We start from the raw sequence: 3,744 nt of genomic DNA on the forward strand, positions 1-3,744 counted from the left end.
CATTCTAACACCCGATCAGCTTAGCAAAGAATTCTGTAGTTCTTCTAATAGCAGAATAATTCAAATAGGATAATTATACTATTATATAATGGGGTTGATTTTGTCCCAATTTTAAGTTTGAACGTTATCTTCCAAGATTAGTTAATTAGATGAGGTTGCAAAAATGACCGAAAAGGAAAGCGCAAAAGAAGAGGAAAAAAAAGAGCAAGAAGATATCTGGTTTACTTTTGGGAATATTAGAATGGTCATAAGCAAACAAGCAGAAGGATGGACCAATATCGCTGTGTTTTTTCAAGATGAGGATATAAGAGAAACAAAGATTGGCAAAAGAGTCCAATTTGGCATTATGGATCGTCACTTACCACAGTTTCTCGATGCTTTGTCAGGGACATCGACAGAACCTGAAAAGCCAATAGAGACAATTAGTGAAGTCGATAAGAAAATATTGGAACTAGGAAAGAAGATAATTGAATTAATCAAATCTTCAGCTGTTTTAAACTAAAATAGTTTTATTTACTCTTTTTTTTTGTATAAGTTCCCTATTTTTATTTATGAGATGCAAAAATGAATTTTAGCAACAAATTTGCAGCGAAGATTTTTTATTACACCTTTTGACTAAATGACTTAAGTGAGGGAGTACACGATGAGTTCGAATAATAGCGAAATTCTTTCTAAGATTTTAGACGAAGAGCAATATAAAGTGTATCTTTCGGTCTACTCGATGGGATCAGTAGCAACCATCGGTCAAATAAGTTTGATCACGGGATTTGATCTTCTAAAGGTGTCAAAGGTCATAGAAGATCTAATAAGCCTTGGCTTTATAAAAAAGGTAGAAGGCTTAATGCCCCGATATATAGCCCTTCATTCACAACTTCTTTCAACAGTCGAAATTGATAAAAATTTTCGGTATGAGATGCTGAATCTTAGATTTCAGATTGAAAAAGACTTAGAGGAAGCACTTCGTGATACTCTTTCGTCTCTAAAAGAATATACAGAAAAATATACATCAAAGTTTACTGAGGCAATTGAGAGTTTTTATGGAAGTTTTCTCCAAGAAAAAGAAAGCCTTGAAAGAAGTATTTCTCAGATATTCTCTTCTTTTGACGAATTGATTACAGAAACAAAGCAACAATATTCCACGATTTTTACCAATATCGTTCGTAATTATTTCTTTGAAGAACATGGACCTCTAATAAAACTGCGAAACCATATTTTTAGCGAACTTGATAATCAAGTTCAAATACATGAAGAAAAACTACTAAAAAGCCAACCCGAAACAGAAGAGGTTTTTGATAGCTATAAAGACTGCCTACACACTTCAAAAACCCAATTTCAACAAACTATTGAGAGAATAGTCACTGCGAATGAAGCAAAATTCTTGAGTATAATAGAAGAGATTCGCAGATTGTATAGTGAATCTATTATTAAAACTGATGAGTTTGCCCAAGCGCAAAAAGAATTCGATGAAAAAACCAATAATCTAAAAGATACCTTGATATTAGATAATGATATGTTCAAAAAGGATTGTAAAAAGGATTTAGTTGATGTACTAGACTCAACAACTTCTAATCTTTCAGAAAAACTTCTCAATGTTCTTCAAGACTCCGTTGAACATTATAAATCTACAACTGCTGCACTAAAAGATGAACTAATTAAAGGTATTGCTCAATTTCAGAGCGAAGAAATAGAAAAATCACTAGATGACTATACACAAAAACTAGAAGACCGATTTTCTAAAATTGTTGTCTCCTCGAAAGAAAAAATTCAGGAATCCTCACAAATTATTGAAAAACTGCTATCTGACTCAATGAAAGAGTTAGAAGCATCATTAAACGAATCAGTTACTTCTTTAGATAGTGATGTGAATAATTTTCTAAGAGAAAAGCAAGCTTATTACAAGGACAAAATGGCTGTTTCCAAGCAAAAGATAAGCGAAAAAATTGAAGCTAGTGTCTATTTACTTGAAGAAAGTGAAAAACTGCTAAATAAGATTGTGGATGATAGCAAATTCATTAAACTACCAGGATATCAAAGAACGTTCACCATCACGGGAACAACGAATGCAATTAATTACGCCCGTGATATGATCCTTCGAACTAAATCTACAATAACCCTAGTTACGCCAACTCTCTCCCCTGAACTCCTTGGAACTGCAAAAAACGTATCAAATCGAACACGTCTGATATTCGTAACAGATATTGATCTGACTCGTTATGGAGATTCAGTAAAAGAGCTAATAGCGAAAGGAAATATCCGTTTTAAACAATACGATAGGCAGGATTATTGGGCTGTCTTAAAAGATCGTGAGGAAGTACTTTTTGGACCACAAGTTGAAAAAGAAGGTGATGAATTCGTCGCAATTCTATCTGAACATGAAGGGACCGTGCAGATTTTCGAACAGTTTATGAACTCACAGTTCTTGGGACGTTCTAAAGAGGTACTCTTATAAACTACCTCACGGTGGAGACGTGATAGTTCTACGATAGTATATCTCCAAGAAGATCTTAGAGTTAACAGTTAGGATAATCTCTTGACAAAAACCACAATCAATATTTTTTTCCATTTCAACCTTTTTCCCCTTTTAATATCAGATAGTTATGAGTTTAAGGATCTAGTTTTTCTTTTCATGTTTGTATCTCTTAAAAATCACAAAAACATGAACAATATACAAAAAGATGTATTATTTAGCAGCTAGTTGAACTCTATGCAAATATATTCGGAAAATATTCACCAAGCGTCTTTGATAGTCAAGAAATTGTATAACGCGCACGTTGTTTACTGAATTTCACACTAATTATTTGAATTATTTTGGCTAGCGTAAAGAAACTCAACATATCCGTTTTTGTGCCCCTCTGTATGTTTCTTATTCTCTATATGTGAATTAGATGTTAAATTAGTCTTTTATATGTTAATTCTGTGGCAATTTGAAATATATCAGTAATTTAAAAGACGGGCTTCAGAAGCGAATGTAGGGGAAAAAATGAATACTCATAGCAAAAATTAACTGAAAATATGCGCATAGGGGTAATATTTTTTAAAGAAACTTACCCAATTAGATTATTTTGATGAATACACTTACAATATGTAATATTTAGCGGAATTCTATTAAAATAGCCAATTATTTATTGAAATCTCTATCAATAATTGTGATTAACCGATAGACTCAGTAATCCACTTAAGATTAAAAATGCGCGCGACAAAAATATTGAAGCTGCAACCAACTCTCGGGGTATTAGATAAAGGCACTAACAATGATTTATGACCAAAAAATGACATTTGATTCATAATATGCCTTCCATGAGATCACTAATAACTCGAATATAAGCCTAACGAATGATGTATCTAAATGAGCGTCTTACTAATTAACCCTCCATCATTTGTGTCTGAAAACGAAGTGATGGATCGGTTTCAAATTATTACACCTCCTTTAGGCTTAGCCTATCTCGCAGGAATGCTAGAACATTATGAGCATCCTGTCAAAATTCTTGACGGGATAGCATTAAATCTCTCGTTATCAAGACTAAAGAAATTAATAAAAAAAGAACAACCACGCATTGTAGGAGTCACAGCAACTACAAGTCAAATATTTGATGCGCTAAAGGTGGTCAAAGCAGCTAAAGAAGTCTGTCCAGGATGCTTTACTATTATTGGTGGTGCACATGTAACATTCTTACCGCTTGAAACAATGAACGATCCCTTATATGGAAAATATCTTGATGCGGTGTGCATAGGGGAAGGTGAACA

3 protein-coding genes are annotated in these 3,744 nt (G+C 33.3%); all 3 read left to right on the plus strand.

The window, feature by feature from the left end; genetic code table 11:
• The first annotated feature begins 163 nt into the window (after positions 1 to 163).
• Complete coding sequence (locus tag QVB70_RS02080; RefSeq protein ID WP_287582892.1) at positions 164 to 502, plus strand: hypothetical protein; 339 nt, start codon at positions 164 to 166, stop codon at positions 500 to 502.
• Between the two features lie 141 nt (positions 503 to 643).
• Positions 644 to 2,449: a hypothetical protein gene (locus QVB70_RS02085; RefSeq protein ID WP_287582894.1), complete on the plus strand. Its 1,806-nt coding sequence runs from the start codon at positions 644 to 646 to the stop codon at positions 2,447 to 2,449.
• An 897-nt stretch (positions 2,450 to 3,346) separates the two neighbouring features.
• The coding region (locus QVB70_RS02090; RefSeq protein WP_287582896.1) for a radical SAM protein at positions 3,347 to 3,744 on the plus strand (398 nt) is incomplete at its 3' end.

Origin of the sequence: Candidatus Borrarchaeum sp. (assembly GCF_019058535.1) — an archaeon.
GTDB classification, from domain to species: domain Archaea; phylum Asgardarchaeota; class Sifarchaeia; order Borrarchaeales; family Borrarchaeaceae; genus Borrarchaeum; species Borrarchaeum weybense.

Coding starts and splice junctions, on each gene's coding strand:
- QVB70_RS02085 (WP_287582894.1), top strand. CDS start 644: ATGAGTTCGAATAATAGCGAAATTCTTTCTAAGATTTTAGACGAAGAG.
- QVB70_RS02080 (WP_287582892.1), top strand. CDS start 164: ATGACCGAAAAGGAAAGCGCAAAAGAAGAGGAAAAAAAAGAGCAAGAA.